Genomic DNA, 15,201 nt, shown 5'->3' on the forward strand with positions numbered 1-15,201 from the left:
GGGGACGGACGGGACGCGAGCCGGGGGCGGGCGACCTGTAGGCCGCGCACTTCCTGGGCCCGGCGGGCGCGGCCAAGCTGCTGGAGGCGGTGCAGTCGCGGCCGCAGACCAGCGCGGTCGCCCTGTTCCCCGAAGCGGCCTCGGCCAACCGTTCGATCTTCTATCGCAACGGCCGAGCGGCGACGGCGGCCGAGGTGCACGCCAATCTGCAGCGCACGGCGGGCGAGGCCTTCCCGGCGGTCGGCGCCGGCAGCGGCGGCGCGGCCAAGGCGGCGCCGGAACTAAGCGAAAAGGACCGGATGCTGGCCGCGCGCATGGATCGGCTGAAGCAGGATCAGAGCCTGCTGGCGCTGTTGCTGGGCCAGGACGGGCAGGGATCGGGCGGCGGTTTCGGGGGCGCATTCGCTCCGCCGCCGGACAAGGTGGCGTGACCACGCTTCCGCCTTATTCCTAAGAGAGCGTTAACTATGTAACGCTAGGGGTGACGATTGATTCCTCGCCAACCCCGAGCCTCCAAGCCATGACCGCCTACCGCGTCAGACTGACGGAAAGCGACATCCGGCGCCTGATCAAGTCTGATCTGGAGGACGAGCGCGCGGCCGCCGCTCACAAACTGTGCCGCAGTCTCGACCGCATGTCGCTGGACGACGTGGAGCGCGAGGCGGCGCAGAAGATTCTGAACGTGCTGGCGGCGGATGCGGCCGAACTGGTGCGCCGGGCCGTGGCGGTGACGCTGAAAGCCTCGGACATCATGCCGCGCGAGGCGGCGCGCCGACTGGCCGGCGACGTGGACAGCGTGGCCCTGCCCATCATCAACAGTTGCCCGGCCTTCACTGACGACGACCTGATCGAGATCGTGCGCGCCGGGACGGCGCTGCGTCAGGTGGCGGTGGCGTCGCGCCCGCGCGTGCCGCGCGATGTGGCGACGGTTCTGGCCGCCGAAGGCAAGCAGGAGGCGGTGGCCGCCCTGGCCGCAAACGACAACGCCGATCTGTCCGAGGCTGCGCTGGGCGTCGCCCTGGATCGCTTCAGCAATGCGCCAGAGGTGATTGCGGCTCTGGCCTACCGTCAGGTTCTGCCGCTGTCCGTGACGGAGCGGCTGGTGGTGCTGGCCAGCGAGGCGGTGCGCGAGCACCTGATCACCCGCCACGCCCTGGCGCCCGAGACCGCCATCCAGTTCGCCGATTTCGCGCGTGAGCGGGCCACGATCGACCTGGTGGATCAGGCGCGGGCGACGGACGACCTGCCGGCCTTTGTGGCGGGGCTGAACAGCCGCCGGGTGCTGACGCCGTCGCTGCTGTTGCGCTCCTTGGCGCGGGGGCAGATCGGCCTGTTCGAGCACGCCCTGGCGGAGTTGGCGGGCACCCCGCATCATCGCGCCTGGCTGATGGTGCATGACGCCGGGCCGCTCGGGCTCAAGGCCATTTACGATCGTGCGGGGATGCCGCCGCGCCTGTTCCAGGCGTTCCGCGCCGGGGTCGACACCTGGCGGGCGCTGCAGGCCGAGGGCGGGGACACCGGCAGCGCCGCCTTCCGCCAACGGATGCTGGAGCGGTTCCTGAGCCAGCGTCCTGACGCTGCCCGTGAAGACCTGGCCTATCTGCTGGAGCGGTTGGACCGTCCGGCTGACGACGGCTGGCGCGGCGCCGTCAGCGCGGCCTGAGCCGCGCCCAATCCATCAACCGACTTTAGCCCAGGTGCTCCGCCGTACGGGCTTCCAGGGTTTCAACCAGATCGCGCCCGACGGGATGGTCGTCGGTCTGGATCTTGTCGCGGACCACAGCCTTGATGGCGTCGATGTGGGCGTCGACCACGGCCAATGGGGCCTGCATCCGCTTGTCGGCGTCATCCAGCATCCGGCAAAGCGAGGCGGCGATGCGCGTGACCAGCGGATATTCGTAGGTGGTCCCCAGTCCCTTGAGGTCATGGGCGCGGAAATAGAGGGCCTCGGCCGTTTCGGGCGTGTAGCCCTGGCTGCGGATATCGGCCTGAGCCTTGTCCAGCTTGACCACCTCGTCGTTCAGCCACTGGCCGAACTGCGCCGACATGGCCTTCAGCGCCTCCTCGGCCCGCGCGATGGCGTTGGCGTCGATGCCGCCGAAGCCGCCGCCGACCTTGGCGCGCAGGGGGTTGGGCGGACGGATGACTTGGTTGGTCACGGGGCGGCTCCTCAACAACAGCGGTCATTTTGTCGCGCAGAGGCTTAAAATCCGGTGACGGCGCCTCGATTATTTTACAGTTCAGGCAGAGAACTGCTCGGCCATGACGCGCTCTTCATAGGAGCGGCCGGAATCGAACAGCATGGTCAGGGTGATGTCGCGACGCTCCCGCACCTCGACACGCGAGACGCGCCGCACCTCGAAATTGTCGGCGGTGGCGCTGACCGGCCGCTTGTCGGGCTCCAGTACGTCGAAGCGCACGCGCGCGGTGTGCGACAGCAGGGCGCCGCGCCAGCGACGCGGCCGGAAGGCGCTGATCGGCGTCAGCGCCAGGCTGGGCGCATCCAGGGGAATGATCGGCCCGTGCGCCGACAGATTATAGGCGGTCGACCCGGCCGGCGTCGCCACCAGGCAGCCGTCGCAGGTCAGCTCTTCCAGCCGCACCTTGTCGTTGATGCTGATGCGCAGCTTGGCGCTCTGTCGCGTCTGGCGCAGCAGGGAGACCTCGTTGATGGCCAGGCCGCTGTGCACCTGTCCGCTTTCGACCCAGGCGTCCATCTGTAACGGATGCAGCACCGTGCGGTCGGCCTGGGCCAGCCGATCCAGCAGGTCGTCTTCTTCATAGTCGTTCATCAGGAAGCCGACCGAGCCGCGATTCATTCCATAGACGGGCGTGCGTAGCTGAAGATTGTTGTGCAGCGTCTCCAGCATGAAGCCGTCGCCGCCCAGGGCCACGATCACCTGGGCCTCGGCGGCGGGAACGGAGCCGTAGCGTTCGCTCAGCCGTATGCGGGCGGCCTCGGCCTCGGGCCGGTCGCTGGCGACAAAGGTGATGGCGGTGGGCTGGAACGGTTGAGTCACGGCTATACGCAAGCGGAGCGGAGGCGCGCTGTCAAACCGTCGAGCCGCCTTCGGGCGCCATCAGCAGACGAAATTCATAGGCCGCCTGCGTCGCCGAGCGTTGGGCCGGGCGCCAGGCCTCGCCATCGGGATCATGCGGCAGGCCGTGGTTCAACTGGCGAACCTCGCGCAGCAGGGCGGGGAAAGCGGCGCGATCCAGCCCTGCTGCGGTGCAGGCCAGGAACAACGGCCGGGCGGTGTCGCCGCGCAGGGCGCGCCGCAAGGCCTCGGTTTCGAGCCGGCTCAGCAGGGCCAGGGCGTGGATGAACAGGTCCAGCTTCCTTTCCCGCACGGCCCGCATCAGGGTGGCGGGGCGCAACTGGTCCGCCGCATGCAGCTTGGCGGCCAGATTGGCGGCGGCTTGATCGGGCGTGGTCTCGGCCGCTTGCTGGGCCGCTGCGGCGACCGCCGTCGCCAGGGCGGCGCCGTCCAGGCTGAAGCGCTGGGAGATGGCCTGCTTCAAGGCGTCGCCCACCCATTGATAGAGACGCAGGGCTTGATCTTCGCTCAGCCGGGGGTGTCGCGTCAGCGGCGCGCGCAGGGCGGCGATGGAGCGCGCCTGGTCCACCAGTCGGGCCATGTCGGTTGAATCCAGCCGCGCCGTTCGGTTGACGGCCAGGGCGGTCATGACGGCGGGCTCGCCGCGATCCAGAATGGCGCGGGCGGGCAGGGGGCCGAGGTCGGGGCGCAGGGCCACCTGGACTTGGTGGTCCAGCGAGGCCTCTTCCAGCAGCGCCAGAAGGTCGGCGTCCAACAGCAGGGGGCTGGCGGCGATCACCGGACGGGCGACTTCTATGGCGTCGGCGGCCAGCAGGCGCACCAGATCCGCGGGCGCCCAGGCGGCGTCGGCCAGACGTTCAGCCAGGACGCGCCGGATGTCCTGTTCGGCGACGCGGACCATGGCCACGAAGACTTCGGTCAGGGCGGCGGGCGCGCCGGTCTGGCCGCCGACCGAGCAGTAGAGTTCGGCGACGCCCAGAAGAAGGCGCTCCTGCTCATGCGGCGGCCGTCCGGCGGCCAGATCTATCAGTTGGTGAAGGCTGGCTAGCGGCAGGGGCTCGCCACGCGGCGAGGACGCGAACGCCTCGATTGAGTCCACGGAACATCCCCCCGACGATGCGGCCGCGCCGCCAGCGGGCAGTGTTCGCTCGTGTCGATGAAAACAGGGTTAATGAAGTCTTCCTTTTTGGCCCTTTCGGCCGCGTTCGGCGACTTGACGGCGAGCCGGGGCGGAGAGAGGCTCACCTGAACGCTGATAAGGGGAAGGCCAATGACGGACGCGGCGCAGTCGCTCCAATCCCAGGTTTCCGAGGCGGAGTGGAAGGCGCGGGTCGAACTGGCCGCGCTGTACCGCCTGGTGGCGCTGAACGGGTGGGACGACATGATCTTCACCCATATCTCGGCCCGCGTGCCGGGACCGGAGCATCACTTCCTCATCAATCCCTACGGCTGGTATTTCGATGAAATTACAGCCTCTTCCCTGGTGAAGGTCGATCTTGACGGCAATGTCGTCCAGGACACGACCAGCTTCATCAACCCGGCCGGATTCACCATCCACTCGGCGGTCCATGCTGCGCGCGAAGAGGCGCATTTCGTCATCCATCTGCACACGGTGAACGGCGTGGGCGTGGCGGCGCAGAAGGAGGGCCTTCTGCCGATCAGCCAGAACGCCTGCCTGTTGCAGCATCAGGTCGCCTATCATGGCTATGAAGGCCTGGCGCTGAACCACGACGAGCGTGAGCGGCTGGTGGCCGATCTGGGCGACAAGCCGCTGATGCTGCTGCGTAATCACGGCACCCTGGCGGTCGGGAGCACGGCGGCGGAGGCCTGGGTCGGGATCTTCTTCCTGGAACGCGCCTGCGCCCAGCAGGTCGCGGCCCTGTCGGCGGGACGCGACAATGTCCTGATCGCGCCTGACGCCGCCCAGGCGGAAACGAAGGAGCAGGGTCGGGGGATCGGCTTCATCTCGTCCCTGGCCTGGCCCGGGGCCCTGCGCCAGTTGCAGCGGAAGTCGCCCGGTTACGACATCTAGAAAAAGGCGGGGGCCGTGCGGGGGAAGGGAAGCATCGGCCTCTGGGCCGGACTGGGGCTGCTGTCCGGCGCGGGGGCGGCTCACGCCGGCGCCTGGAACCTGCCGAAGGGGCAGGGCGAGATCATCGTCAAATACGAGAACATCCGCGCCGAGGACTATTTCGCCTCCGACGGCGGACGGGTCGACCTGCCCGGAGGGCGGCGCGACATCGTGGCCAGCGTGTACGTCGAGTACGGGCTCAGCGACCGCTTCACCCTTCAGGGTAAGGGCGAATGGCAGGACGGCCGTGACGAGTTCCTCGACTATCAGGGGCTGGGACCGATCGAGATGGGCGTGCGCTGGCAGGCCTATCGCGACGACCGCAATGTCGCCGCCGTCTATGTCGGCTATGCCGAGGGCGGGGCGGGGCGCAACGCCGGCTACGCCCCGCCGGGCGCCGGTGACAGCGACGTCGAGGTGCGGCTTCTGGCGGGGCGGTCCTTTGATCGCGGGTTTATTGATCTTCAGGTAGCGCGACGCTGGCGCGACGGCCTGCCGGACGAGACGCGCGCGGATGTGACGGCCGGGGCGCACCTCAACCATGACTGGATGGTGATGGGCCAGGCTTTCGGCGGGGCGGCGGATGGCGACGGCGCCGCGCGTTGGCTGTCGCTGGAGGCTTCGGTGGTGCGTCGGCTTGGCGACTGGCGGGTGCAGGCCGGATGGCGAAAGGCCGTTTCGGGTCGTGAAATTCCTGCGGGCAGAGGGCCTGTCATCGGAATCTGGCGTCGATTTTAGTCCCGATTTCCGCGACGGAATCCGAGGTTCGTCGCGTTACAGATACGTTATTTGCGTAACGGCGGTGACCCGTTAAGCGGGGGGCGCTTGTTGTCGGGGAGACTGCGTCGCGTGTTCAAACGCCATTTTTTCATTATCGGCGCAGCCTGCATACTGGGGCTCATGGTCGTGGCGGCGATTATCAAGATCGCCTTCAGCGGCGGCGATGCGGCTCAGCAGCACGGTCCGGGGGGACCGGGTGCGGGGCGGGGCCAGATCGTCGCCGAGGTCGTGGCGGCGCGTCGCGAGTTCGCTGACCAGATCCGCGTGCTGGGCGTCGCCCGCAGCCGCCGCTCGGTCAACATCACCTCGAACACGACCGAACTGGTGACCAAGGTCATGTTCACCGACGGCCAGGCCGTGGCGGCGGGGGCGCCCCTGGTCGAGCTGCAGGCGCGCGAGGAAGACGCCGATCTGATCCGCGCGCGCGCCCAGCTGGAGAACGCCCAGCGCGAGTATGATCGTTACCGCATCCTGGCCGAGCGCGGCGTGGCGCCGCGCGTCATGGCCGAGACGGCGGAAACGGCGCTGAAGACGGCTCAGGCGGCCATGGCGGCGTCGGAAGCGCGCCGTGGCGACCGCATCCTGCGCGCGCCTTTCGCCGGCGTTCTGGGCCTGACGACGGTCACGCCGGGCACCCTGATCTCGCCGGGCGCGGTCATCACTACCCTGGATGACACCAGCGGCGTTCGCGTCGACTTCCCCATGCCGGAACGCTACCTGGGCGTTCTGCCGGTGGGCGCGCCGATCACGGCGACCACGGACGCCTTCCCCGGCGAAGAGTTCAACGGCCGCATCGCCTTGCTGGACACGCGGGTCAATGAACAGACCCGCGCCGTCATCGCTCGCGCCGAGTTCCCCAACCCCGGAAACCGCATTCGTCCCGGCATGATGATGCGCGTCGCCGTTCACCAGGGCCGCCGCCAGAGCCTGGCCGTGCCTGAGGCGGCCGTGCAGTATGAAGGCCAGGGCGCCTTCGTCTATCGCATCGCGCGCGGCGAGACGGGCACGACCGCCCAGCGCGTTGAGGTCCAGACCGGCGCCGTCGAGAGCGGCTTTGTCGAGATCGTTTCGGGCCTGGGCAACAACGACCGCATCGTCGCGTCCGGCTTGAACCGCATCCAACCGGGCGCCCCCGTGACCGTTGAAGGCGCCGAAGGCCAGCAGCGCGGCGCTCCAGCCAAGGGCGGCGCCCGCGCGCCGCAGGCGGCCCGCCCATGATGCTGTCTGATGTTTCGGTCCGGCGCCCCGTCTTTGCGGCGGTGGCGGCTATCGTCCTGTGCGTCATCGGCTTTGCGGCCTTCTTCTTCCTGCCCGTGCGCGAGCTGCCGGACGTGGACCCGCCTGTCGTCTCGGTCAGCACCAACTACGCCGGCGCCTCGGCCGAGGTGATCGAAAGCCGGATCACCGAGCCGATCGAGCAGCAGATCGCCGGCATCCAGGGCGTCGAGCGCATTAACTCGACCAGCCGCGACGGTCGCTCCAACGTGAACATCGAGTTCTCGCTGGACCGCAATATCGACGACGCGGCCAACGACGTGCGCGACCGTATCTCGCGCGTGCTGGGCCGTCTGCCGGACCAGGCGGATCCGCCGGAAGTGGCCAAGGCCGATTCCGACAGCCAGCCGATCATGATCATGTTCCTGCGCTCCACCACCATGGATCGCCTGGAGCTGACCGACTACGCCCGCCGCTACTTGGTGGACCGCTTCGCCACCGTGCCGGGCGTGGCCCAGGTCAACATCTTCGGCGAGCAGCGCTACGCTATGCGTATCTGGCTGGACGCCGGGGCGATGGCGGCGCGGGGGCTGACCGTCACCGACGTCGAGACCGCCCTGAACAATCAGAACGTCGAACTGCCCGCCGGCGCGCTGGAGTCGGCGCAGAAGGACTACACCGTCCGCGTGGCGCGCAACTACGCTGATCCGGCGGACTTCGCCCAACTGCCCATCGGCACGCGCGGCTCGGCCTCGACCGCCACGGGCGCGCAGGCGTCGGGCACTCTGGGCGCGGCCTCGGCGGCCATGACCAACGGCGTCACCGGCGCCCTGATCGGCAACGCCGCCTACGTCACCCGCCTGGGCGACATCGCCCGGATCGAGGAGGCGCCCGCCGAAGCGCGCCGCCTGTTCCGCGGCAACGGCATCGATCAGATCGGCCTGGCCATCACCCGTCAGGCCCAGTCGAACGATCTGCAGATCTCCGAAGGCGCGCGCAAGCTGATGGAGGAGGTCGCCCACAGCCTGCCGCCCGGCACCACGCTGGAGGTCGGCTCTGACAACTCGGTCTTCACCTCGCACGCCATCGACGAGGTGTGGATCACCATCGGCATCTCCATGGCGCTGGTGGCTCTGGTCAACTTCATCTTCCTGGGCAGCCTGCGGGCGGCGATCATCCCTTCGGTGGTGGCGCCCATCTGTCTGCTGGCGACCTTCATCGTCCTGGCGCCGCTGGGCTTCTCGCTGAATCTGCTGACCCTGCTGGCCCTGGTGCTGGCCATCGGCCTGGTCGTCGACGACGCCATCGTCGTGGTCGAGAACATCCAGCGTCGCCTGGATCACGGCGAGCCGCCGCTGGTGGCGGCCGAACGCGGGGCGCGTCAGGTCTTCTTCGCCGTCGTGGCGACGACGGTGGTCCTGCTGTCGGTGTTCGCGCCGCTGCTGTTCCTGCCGGGCTACGTCGGCCGTCTGTTCGTGGAGCTGGCCGCCGCCATCGCGGCGGCCGTGGCCTTCTCCGCCTTCCTGGCGCTCAGCCTGTCGCCCATGCTGGCGTCCAAGATCCTGAAGCCGGCGCACACCGGCGGCTGGGTGGCGCGGCGCGTGGATGCGGGCATGGATGCGCTGAAGCGGTCCTACGCCGCGTCGCTCGACGCCTTGCTGGGCCGCCGCATTGCGATCGGCGGCGTCATTGCGGTCATCGTCCTGGTCGCGGCGGGCGCTACCGGCATCTTCCTGCACCTGCCGAACGAGTTGGTGCCGAACGAGGACCGCGGTCGCGTCACCCTGCGTATCGCCGGGCCTGAGGGCACGGGCTTCGACTACACCCGCGAGATCATGCTGGGTCTGGAGCCGTTGCTGGCCGAGTATCGCGAGAACGGCGAGGCGGCCAACTATCTGGTGTCCTCGCCCGGTTTCGGCGGCTCGGGCTTCAGTTCGGGCAGCGCCATCCTGAACCTGTCCGACTGGTCCGCACGCGACCGCTCGGCCGACCAGATCGCCCAGGAGCTGAACGGCAAGCTGCGCAATCAGACCGGCGCCCAGGTCAACGCCTCGACGCCGGGCGCTTTCCAGCGCGGCGGCGGCAACTCCAACTCGGTCGAGATGGTCGTCACGGGGTCGGAATACGCCGCCATCTATAACTGGCTGCAGCCCATCCTGGCGGCGGCGCAGGAGAACCCCGGCTTCTCGCGTCCGCGCCTGAACTATGAGCCGAACGCGCCGCGCCTGCTGGTTGACGTCGATCCGCAGAAGGCGGCCGCCCTGGGCGTCTCCTCGCAACAGATCGGCCGCACGCTGGAAACCATGTTCGGCTCGCGTCGCGCGACGACCTACATCAAGGGCGGTCAGGAGTACGACGTCATCCTGCAGACCGAGCGCGACAACCGCCGCGAAGTGACGGACCTGGAGTCGCTCTATGTCTCGACCGGCACGGCGCAACTGGTGCCGCTGTCGGCCGTGGTCACGACCAAGACCTCGGGCGATACGCCGGATCGTCGTCGCCTGGATCGCCAGCGAGCCATCACCCTGGCGGCCGACCTCAACCCCGGCACGACCATTGACGACGCGGTGCAGTTCCTGAACGCCGAAGTCGCCAAGCAGCCGCAGGGCGTGACCAACATCCGCTGGGGCGGCGCCGCCCGCGACCAGCAGGAGGCGGGCAGCGCCGTGGGCTGGGCCTTCGCCCTGGCCCTGCTGCTGGTCTTCCTGGTGCTGGCGGCCCAGTTCGAGAGCTGGATCACGCCGGCGGTCATCATGCTGACGGTGCCGCTGGCGGCGGCGGGCGGGCTGTTCGGTCTGTTGATGGCGGGCTCCAGCCTGAACATCTACAGCCAGATCGGCCTGATCATCCTCATCGGCGTCGCGGCCAAGAACGGCATCCTGATTGTCGAGTTCGCCAACCAACTGCGCGATCAGGGGCGGAGCATCCGCGAGGCCATCATCGAGTCCTCGTCGCTGCGTCTGCGTCCGATCATCATGACCTCGATCGCCACCGCCTTCGGCGCCCTGCCGCTGGTGCTGTGGCAAGGGGCGGGGGCGGGCAGCCGTCAGACCATCGGCGTGGTGATCTTCACCGGCGCCATGTTCGCGACGGTGCTGACCCTGTTCGTGGTGCCGGTGATCTATGGCGTGCTGGCGCGCTTCACCAAGTCGCCGGAATACACCGCCCGCAAGATCGAGGAGTGGGAAGCGCAGGAGAAGCGCGACGGCCTCGAACCGGACATGAGCCCGGCGGAATAGACCGCCGGACAGGCCTGTGACATGCGAAGGGCGGCGGACCACGGTCCGCCGCCCTTTTGCTTTCGGTCGTGCTCCGCCGCTATTCGCCGGTCGGCTTGAAACCCGTCTCGACCTTCAGGAAGGCGATCACGTCACGGCGGTCCGTGGCGTCGGGCAGGCCGGCGAAGCTCATCTTGTTACCGGGCAGGAAGGTGCGCGGGTTCTGCAGCCAGTGGTCCAGGGTTTCGGCGTCCCAGGTGAAGCCTGACGTCCGCATGGCGTGGGAATAGCTGTATTTATCGCGCGCGCCCGCCTTGCTGCCGAAGACGCCATAGAGGTTGGGCCCTGTCATGTTCGGACCGCCCGGCGTGATGGTGTGGCACGAACGGCAGCGGGCGAAGGCGCGGCGGCCGTTCTCCAGGTCCGCCTGGTCGTAAGGGGCGGGCAGGGAGGCCAGCAAGGCGGCTTTCTCGGCCTCGGTCGGCGCGGGGGGCTTGGGGGCTTCGGCCGCGCTGGTCCCTGAACTTTCGGCGCCCTGGCCGCAGGCCGCGAGGCCCAGAGAGACTGTTAGCGCGACAGCCAACGCGGCGGCCGGGCCGGACGTGCGGCGGATCGTGGGGAAGGACGAAAGACGGAACATGACGCACTCCTTGGCCGAGGGTCATGCTTTAGCCCATGAGGGCGCCGTCGCAATGGACAGCTTGTCCAAGCCAGGGGTCAGCGCCCAGTGGTCAGCTTCACCACGATGTGGGCGGTGGTGTCGATGATGGCTTCCGGCGTATCGGCGCGCCGCATCAGCTCGAAGCCCGCCGCGACGGATTCCACCAGGTTCGCCGTCTCATAGGAGGTCAGGCGGGGATTGAGGCCTTCCGGATGCAAGCCGCTGGCGTGGGCCTGGGCGATGCGGCGCTCCAGCGCCAGGTGCAGGCGACGCAGGCGGCGGATGCGGCTCTCGGCGAAGGCGGGCTCGCCCATGTCGGCCAGCATGTGCTCGACCCGCAGAACCGGGCCGTGATCGCTCCAAAGGCCCAGAACCTCCAGCACATAGGCGCGCGCCGCCTCAAAGGCGCGCTCGCCCGACCAGTCGGCGTGGATGTGGGCGGCCAGTCGCTGAAAGTCTTCGCCCGCTTCTTCGCACAGCAGCAGCAGGCCTTCCTCGACCGAGGCGAAGTAGGTGTAGAAGGTCGGCGCTGATACGCCCGCCGCCGCCGCCACATCGGCTGGACGAATTTCGCCCAGGTGCTTGCTGTTCAGCAGATTGCGCAGGGCGTCCAGCAGGGCGCGCCGGGTGCGGGCGCCCCGTGTTCGGATCCTGTGACCCAGCTTGTTGGTCGTCTCGGACATGTGGGAGGCGGCCGAAGTTGCGATGGAGACGGGCCGGAAAGGGGAGAAGGCGAAGGCCTAGCGGCTTCCGCCCTCTGCGACAAGCGCGACCCAAGCAGGAGCGCCGCCTACAGGGTGGTGCAGACCTCGACCTCGTCGCCGAAGAAGCCGCCCGTGGGCACGAAGCCCAGGCGGCGATAGAAGCCCTCGGGGCTGCCTTCGCCCAGGCCGTAGCTGGTGTAGAGGGTGGCGTAGCCGCGACGACGCAGGCGCTGCTTCACCATCTCGACGACCCGGCGGCCGACGCCCGCGCCCTGGTGCGGGCCTGCGATCATCAGGCGCCACAGATAGGGGCCGTCGCAGTCGATGCCGTCGTCCCACTCGTCGCCGTCGTTGACCATGACGAAGCCGACCAGGGTCTCGTCGAGATAGACCGCGCGAAACCAGGCGGCGTCTGAACAGAAGCCTTCGGCGATGGACACGCCGTTGTCGGCCACCACGGCGCGTTGCGTCGGGGACAGGGTTTCGCTGAGTTCGCAGACTTCGCTGACGTTTGCCGAGGTGATGCGACGGAAGGTGATTTCGTTTTCAGGGGGCATGGACGGCATATTGCAAAGCTTCTCCATGCTTCGCTCTGCGGCGGATAGACGCCGGACGTCTGAGGCAGCGAAAAGGGGAGGCGACCGTCCGCCTCCCCGCCGGGCGCAGCTCAGCGTTCCGTTAGTTCAGGGCGCGGCATCTGGTGGTGGTGTTGTTCATGACCGGATCGTCGATCATGCAGATGACGTATCGGTCGCCGTTCGTGAGAATGAAAGAGAACGACTCTATATTGGGATTGGAGTTGAACACCTCGGTCTGATAGTGGGCGTGCGAGATGATCTTCCAGCCTGTATTCAGCAATTCGGTCATCGATTGAGAAAGCGGAATCCAATCGGTCGCGCGGTGCTGGGGATCGGGATCCGGAACCCTCTGCCGCCGTCCCTGGGCCTCGACCACAGTCGGAACCATCACGAGCAGAGCGAGCAGCAGGGTGAATTTTCGCATTCTTCGTCCTCCAGGGCGGCAAGATCGGGGGCGGGAGACCGCAGGCCTCGCGCGCTGACGGAGGAGGGTAGCGTGAGGAATCGCGATCCGTCGATACGGAGAACGGCGTCGCATCTCGCGATGCGCGGGCCTGACCATTCCCATTCTGATCGGGAGAGGGTGGTGCCGGTTGCAGGAATCGAACCCGCGACCTTCGGTTTACAAAACCGCTGCTCTACCAGCTGAGCTAAACCGGCGTGGCCCGCCTTATGCTGGCGGAATCTGTTTGACGCAAGCACAGTGATCGAATGCCCTCGCTGCCCTATCTCGCGCCCATCGTCATGCTGGCGCTGTCCAATGTCTTCATGACCTTCGCCTGGTATGGGCACCTGAAATTCGGGGCCAAGCCGCTGTGGATCGTGGTCCTGATCAGCTGGGGGATCGCCTTCTTCGAGTACTGGCTGGCCGTGCCCGCCAATCGCATCGGCCATCAGGTCTATTCGGCGGCCGAGCTGAAGACCATGCAGGAGGTGATCACCCTGCTGGTCTTCGCGATCTTCTCGGTGATGTATCTGGGCGAGAAGCTGACGGTGAACCACCTGATCGGCTTCGCCCTGATCGCCGGTGGCGCCTTCTTCATCTTCAAGGGGCCGCTGTAGGCGGTCAGTCCAGCGCGGCGGCGATCTTCTGGGCCAGGGTTTTCAGATGCTCGGCGTCAGCCATGGGGGCGTGACCGTGGCCCTTCATCGGACGGTCCGCCCAGCGGGGCACGATGTGGAAATGCAGGTGGAAGACCGTCTGGCCGCCGGCGTCGCCGTTGAACTGCATCAGGCTGAGGCCCTCGGGCTTCAACGCCTTCTCGACCGCGCGGGCGGTGCGCTGGACGGCGGCGGTCAGCTTGGCCAGGGTCTCGGGCTCGATCTCCAGGATGTTGCGGGCGGTCGAGGTCTTGGACACGACCAGGACGTGGCCCTCGGACTGGGGAAACACGTCCATGAAGGCCAGGACGTCGTCGTCCTCCCACACCTTCACGCTGGGCATGTCGCCGCGCAGGATCTTGGCGAAGATGTTGTCCGGATCGTAGGCGCCGTGAAGGCTCATGAGGGTCTCCTTCGGGGTAGGGCGATCAGCCTAGCAGGCGAACTTGCCCGACGCACGGAGCCGAACGCCGCGATATGCGCTTATATGGTCAAGGTTCTTCGGTTGGAGGCGTCATGCTGGGTTTCATCGTTCAGGCCGTGGTCACGGCGATCGGCCTGTGGGCCTCGGCCAAGCTGGTGCCGGGGGTGGAGTTCACCTCGACCGGCTCGCTGATTGCGGCGGCGGTCATCCTGGGCGTGGTCAACGCCTTCGTGAGGCCGCTGATGGTGATCCTGACCCTGCCGCTGACCATCGTCACCTTCGGCCTGTTCCTGCTGGTGGTGAACGCCGCCATGATCGGGCTGACGGCCATGTTCCTGGGCGGCTTCGTCGTCGATGGTCTGTGGGCCGGGATCGGCGCCGCCATCGTCACCGGCGTGGTCAGCTGGATCGCCGGCACCCTGTTCGGCGGCATGGACGAGCGGCGCTCATAAACTATCCGGGTAATATTGACGCGATAATATCGTCCGGGTAATTTCGTCTTCAACAAAGCGAGGACGGATTATGCCCCTATGCACGGCCTTTAGCGGCCACACGATGATCGCGACCGGGCCGCTGGTCCAAATCGCAGAAGCGGTGAAGGCCGCCCACGAGGCCGGGCGAGCGGTTCTGGTCTTTCTAGACGAGGATGCCCGGCCGGTGGAGCTGGATCTGCGCGGCGATCTGGCGGCGGTGCTGGCGCGTCTGCCGCAGGACAAGCCGCAACCGGAGCCGGAGAAGCGCGGGCCGGGGCGGCCGAAGCTGGGCGTGACTGCGCGTGAAGTCACCTTGCTGCCGCGCCATTGGGACTGGCTGGCGTCACAGCCGGGCGGGGCTTCGGTGGCCCTGCGCAAGCTGGTCGAAGCCGCTCTGCGCGAAGCCGAGGCGCCCGACCGGATGCGTCGCAGCCGCGAGGCGGCCTATCGCTTCATGACCGCTGTGGCGGGCGACTTGCCGGACTATGAAGAGGCCGTGCGGATGCTGTTCGCGGGCGACTGGACGGCGTTCGACGCCCGCACGGAGGCCTGGCCGGCGGACGTGCGTGATTACGCCCGTCGCCTGGCCGAGCCTGGATGGCGTAACGGCCAAGGACGCTGAGAAATCAGGGACGCTGAATCAGCTGGGGCGGATCACCATGCAGGTGACGCGGCGCTCGGACAGGGCTTCGCACGCGGATTCGGCCGACTGCTGGGTCATGCCGGTGAAGCGCGAGCGATACCAGCCGTTCGCCGTCTGCACGTCGCGCTGGGCGCTCGAGAACTGGGTGCGGAAACGACGGCTGACGTCGTTCAGCCAGTCGCGGGCCACGGCTTCCTCGCGGAAGGCGCCGACCTGGACGGTCCAGCGGCCGGCCGGAGCCGGAGCCGGGGCGGCGGCGCGCGTCGGCGTGTTG

Annotated in this window: 18 protein-coding genes and 1 tRNA gene; 9 read left to right on the forward strand and 10 right to left on the reverse strand. The window is 67.9% G+C overall.

Features of this window, described 5'->3' with window-relative positions:
* The first annotated feature begins 89 nt into the window (after positions 1–89).
* Entirely contained in the window at positions 90–431 is a 342-nt protein-coding gene (locus B2Y21_RS09255; protein ID WP_292059148.1) for a hypothetical protein, read from the forward strand.
* Positions 432–520: 89 nt separating this feature from the next.
* Positions 521–1,663 carry a DUF2336 domain-containing protein gene (locus tag B2Y21_RS09260; RefSeq protein ID WP_292059150.1) on the forward strand — a complete coding sequence of 381 codons (1,143 nt, stop codon included), beginning with the start codon at positions 521–523 and terminating at the stop codon, positions 1,661–1,663.
* Between the two features lie 25 nt (positions 1,664–1,688).
* Here the strand turns inward: B2Y21_RS09260 and B2Y21_RS09265 are convergent, their stop codons facing one another.
* The 3 genes from B2Y21_RS09265 to B2Y21_RS09275 all read right to left on the reverse strand — a co-directional run bounded on the left by B2Y21_RS09265 (position 1,689) and on the right by B2Y21_RS09275 (position 4,158).
* Entirely contained in the window at positions 1,689–2,159 is a 471-nt protein-coding gene (locus tag B2Y21_RS09265) for an Hpt domain-containing protein (RefSeq protein ID WP_292059153.1), read from the reverse strand.
* Positions 2,160–2,240: 81 nt separating this feature from the next.
* Entirely contained in the window at positions 2,241–3,020 is a 780-nt protein-coding gene (locus B2Y21_RS09270; protein WP_409514765.1) for an NAD kinase, read from the reverse strand.
* 31 nt (positions 3,021–3,051) lie between these two features.
* On the reverse strand, positions 3,052–4,158 hold the full coding sequence (locus B2Y21_RS09275; RefSeq protein ID WP_292059155.1) for a DUF2336 domain-containing protein: 1,107 nt from the start codon (positions 4,156–4,158) through the stop codon (positions 3,052–3,054).
* Between the two features lie 171 nt (positions 4,159–4,329).
* On the opposite strand from B2Y21_RS09275, the gene B2Y21_RS09280 reads away from it, so the two are divergent.
* The 4 genes from B2Y21_RS09280 (at position 4,330) to B2Y21_RS09295 (ending at position 10,364) form a co-directional block, all read left to right on the forward strand.
* Positions 4,330–5,091 carry a class II aldolase/adducin family protein gene (locus B2Y21_RS09280; RefSeq protein WP_292059158.1) on the forward strand — a complete coding sequence of 254 codons (762 nt, stop codon included), beginning with the start codon at positions 4,330–4,332 and terminating at the stop codon, positions 5,089–5,091.
* A gap of 15 nt (positions 5,092–5,106) precedes the next feature.
* A complete protein-coding gene (locus B2Y21_RS09285) occupies positions 5,107–5,868 on the forward strand; it encodes a hypothetical protein (RefSeq protein ID WP_292059159.1) in 762 nt (253 codons plus the stop codon).
* A 111-nt stretch (positions 5,869–5,979) separates the two neighbouring features.
* Positions 5,980–7,128, forward strand: a complete 1,149-nt coding sequence (locus B2Y21_RS09290) for an efflux RND transporter periplasmic adaptor subunit (RefSeq protein ID WP_292059161.1) — start codon at positions 5,980–5,982, stop codon at positions 7,126–7,128.
* Positions 7,128–10,364 carry an efflux RND transporter permease subunit gene (locus B2Y21_RS09295; RefSeq protein ID WP_292059181.1) on the forward strand — a complete coding sequence of 1,079 codons (3,237 nt, stop codon included), beginning with the start codon at positions 7,128–7,130 and terminating at the stop codon, positions 10,362–10,364. The genes B2Y21_RS09290 and B2Y21_RS09295 overlap by 1 nt, the downstream gene beginning before the upstream one ends.
* A gap of 79 nt (positions 10,365–10,443) precedes the next feature.
* On the opposite strand, the gene B2Y21_RS09300 is transcribed toward B2Y21_RS09295, so the two are convergent.
* The 5 genes from B2Y21_RS09300 to B2Y21_RS09320 form a co-directional block, all read right to left on the reverse strand.
* Entirely contained in the window at positions 10,444–10,983 is a 540-nt protein-coding gene (locus B2Y21_RS09300) for a c-type cytochrome (protein WP_292059163.1), read from the reverse strand.
* Between the two features lie 77 nt (positions 10,984–11,060).
* Positions 11,061–11,687: a TetR/AcrR family transcriptional regulator gene (locus B2Y21_RS09305; RefSeq protein ID WP_200166626.1), complete on the reverse strand. Its 627-nt coding sequence runs from the start codon at positions 11,685–11,687 to the stop codon at positions 11,061–11,063.
* A gap of 107 nt (positions 11,688–11,794) precedes the next feature.
* A complete protein-coding gene (locus tag B2Y21_RS09310) occupies positions 11,795–12,265 on the reverse strand; it encodes a GNAT family N-acetyltransferase (protein ID WP_292059167.1) in 471 nt (156 codons plus the stop codon).
* 121 nt (positions 12,266–12,386) lie between these two features.
* Positions 12,387–12,710 carry a hypothetical protein gene (locus B2Y21_RS09315; protein WP_292059169.1) on the reverse strand — a complete coding sequence of 108 codons (324 nt, stop codon included), beginning with the start codon at positions 12,708–12,710 and terminating at the stop codon, positions 12,387–12,389.
* A gap of 160 nt (positions 12,711–12,870) precedes the next feature.
* Positions 12,871–12,946 (reverse strand) — tRNA-Thr (locus tag B2Y21_RS09320).
* A gap of 51 nt (positions 12,947–12,997) precedes the next feature.
* Here B2Y21_RS09320 and B2Y21_RS09325 point away from each other — a divergent pair.
* Positions 12,998–13,348 (forward strand): DMT family protein, encoded by a 351-nt coding sequence (locus tag B2Y21_RS09325; protein ID WP_046653721.1) that lies wholly within the window; start codon positions 12,998–13,000, stop codon positions 13,346–13,348.
* A 4-nt stretch (positions 13,349–13,352) separates the two neighbouring features.
* On the opposite strand, the gene B2Y21_RS09330 is transcribed toward B2Y21_RS09325, so the two are convergent.
* On the reverse strand, positions 13,353–13,790 hold the full coding sequence (locus B2Y21_RS09330; RefSeq protein ID WP_292059172.1) for an HIT family protein: 438 nt from the start codon (positions 13,788–13,790) through the stop codon (positions 13,353–13,355).
* 113 nt (positions 13,791–13,903) lie between these two features.
* Between B2Y21_RS09330 and B2Y21_RS09335 the strand changes: the two genes are divergently transcribed.
* Both B2Y21_RS09335 and B2Y21_RS09340 read left to right on the forward strand, forming a co-directional pair.
* Positions 13,904–14,263: a phage holin family protein gene (locus B2Y21_RS09335; RefSeq protein ID WP_292059175.1), complete on the forward strand. Its 360-nt coding sequence runs from the start codon at positions 13,904–13,906 to the stop codon at positions 14,261–14,263.
* Positions 14,264–14,333: 70 nt separating this feature from the next.
* Complete coding sequence (locus B2Y21_RS09340) at positions 14,334–14,906, forward strand: DUF2239 family protein (protein ID WP_292059176.1); 573 nt, start codon at positions 14,334–14,336, stop codon at positions 14,904–14,906.
* An 18-nt stretch (positions 14,907–14,924) separates the two neighbouring features.
* Here the strand turns inward: B2Y21_RS09340 and B2Y21_RS09345 are convergent.
* The coding region (locus B2Y21_RS09345) for an SPOR domain-containing protein (protein WP_292059177.1) at positions 14,925–15,201 on the reverse strand (277 nt) is incomplete at its 5' end.

Origin of the sequence: Brevundimonas sp. UBA5936 (genome assembly GCA_002430835.1) — a bacterium.
Lineage (GTDB): Bacteria > Pseudomonadota > Alphaproteobacteria > Caulobacterales > Caulobacteraceae > Brevundimonas.

What these genes read in the sequence shown, in the direction of transcription:
- B2Y21_RS09295 (WP_292059181.1), top strand. Translation starts at nt 7,128, where the DNA reads ATGCTGTCTGATGTTTCGGTCCGGCGCCCCGTCTTTGCGGCGGTGGCG.
- B2Y21_RS09260 (WP_292059150.1), top strand. Translation starts at nt 521, where the DNA reads ATGACCGCCTACCGCGTCAGACTGACGGAAAGCGACATCCGGCGCCTG.
- B2Y21_RS09280 (WP_292059158.1), top strand. Translation starts at nt 4,330, where the DNA reads ATGACGGACGCGGCGCAGTCGCTCCAATCCCAGGTTTCCGAGGCGGAG.
- B2Y21_RS09340 (WP_292059176.1), top strand. Translation starts at nt 14,334, where the DNA reads ATGCCCCTATGCACGGCCTTTAGCGGCCACACGATGATCGCGACCGGG.
- B2Y21_RS09300 (WP_292059163.1), bottom strand. Translation starts at nt 10,983, where the DNA reads ATGTTCCGTCTTTCGTCCTTCCCCACGATCCGCCGCACGTCCGGCCCG.
- B2Y21_RS09315 (WP_292059169.1), bottom strand. Translation starts at nt 12,710, where the DNA reads ATGCGAAAATTCACCCTGCTGCTCGCTCTGCTCGTGATGGTTCCGACT.
- B2Y21_RS09305 (WP_200166626.1), bottom strand. Translation starts at nt 11,687, where the DNA reads ATGTCCGAGACGACCAACAAGCTGGGTCACAGGATCCGAACACGGGGC.
- B2Y21_RS09335 (WP_292059175.1), top strand. Translation starts at nt 13,904, where the DNA reads ATGCTGGGTTTCATCGTTCAGGCCGTGGTCACGGCGATCGGCCTGTGG.
- B2Y21_RS09310 (WP_292059167.1), bottom strand. Translation starts at nt 12,265, where the DNA reads ATGCCCCCTGAAAACGAAATCACCTTCCGTCGCATCACCTCGGCAAAC.
- B2Y21_RS09325 (WP_046653721.1), top strand. Translation starts at nt 12,998, where the DNA reads ATGCCCTCGCTGCCCTATCTCGCGCCCATCGTCATGCTGGCGCTGTCC.
- B2Y21_RS09330 (WP_292059172.1), bottom strand. Translation starts at nt 13,790, where the DNA reads ATGAGCCTTCACGGCGCCTACGATCCGGACAACATCTTCGCCAAGATC.